This is a genomic window from Burkholderia sp. Ap-955 (genome assembly GCF_011753045.1).
GTDB classification, from domain to species: Bacteria; Pseudomonadota; Gammaproteobacteria; order Burkholderiales; family Burkholderiaceae; genus Burkholderia; species Burkholderia lata_D.
In genome coordinates this window covers 1-898 of record NZ_VWWH01000224.1, presented here as the reverse complement: position 1 = coordinate 898, position 898 = coordinate 1, and the positions used below count along the sequence as shown (strand labels likewise).

Annotated in this window: 1 protein-coding gene; it reads right to left on the bottom strand. The window is 64.9% G+C overall.

Annotated features, from left to right (window positions below; all coding sequences use genetic code 11):
* A partial coding sequence (gene ccsB / locus F3J15_RS37460; protein WP_166897852.1) for a c-type cytochrome biogenesis protein CcsB occupies positions 1-898 on the bottom strand: 898 nt, incomplete at both ends.

Below are 898 nucleotides of genomic sequence, written 5' to 3'. Positions count from 1 at the left end.
CCGTAGCTGTGCAGCCCGGACAGGAACATGTTGACGCCGAGGAACGCGAAGGTCGTCACGAGCAGGCCCGTGAGCGCCCACCATGCGGCCACCGTGCCGCGCAGCCCCTTCATCAGGCGCATGTGCAGCCACGCCGCGTAGTTGAGCCACACGATCAGCGCCCAGGTTTCCTTCGGGTCCCAGCTCCAGTAGCCGCCCCAGGCTTCGGCGGCCCACAGCGCGCCGAGGATCGTCGCGATCGTGAAGAACGCGAAACCGACCGCGATCGACTTGTACATCACGTCATCGAGCACGTCGAGCGTCGGCAGGCGATCGGCGAGCACGCCGCGCTCCTTCATCAGGTACGCGACCGACACCATCGCCGACAGCGCGAAACTGCCATAGCCGATGAAGTTCGCCGGCACGTGGATCTTCATCCACCAGCTCTGCAGCGCCGGCACGAGCGGCTGGATCTGCTGCGCGTCGCGCGCGACCGAGTACCACATCAGGAAGCCGACAGCCGCGCTGATCACCAGCAGCACGAACGCGCCGAGCGCGCGCGTGCCGTAGTGGCCTTCGTAATACAGATAGAGCAGCGCGGTGATCAGGCTGAACAGGACGAACACTTCATACAGGTTCGACACCGGAATGTGCCCGACGTCCGCCCCGATCAGGTAGGACTCGTACCAGCGCGCCATCAGGCCGGTGAAGCCCATCAGCACGGCGACCCACGTGAGCTTCTGGCCGATCGCGGAACCCGACTCCGAGCGCGCGAGCAAGCCGATCCAGTAGAAGATCGTCGCGAGCACGAACAGCGCGCTCATCCACAGGATGGCCGACTGGCTCGACAGGAAGTACTTGAGGAAGAACGCCGAATCGGCGCGCGCGAGATCGCCCTGGTAGATCTGGATCGACAGCA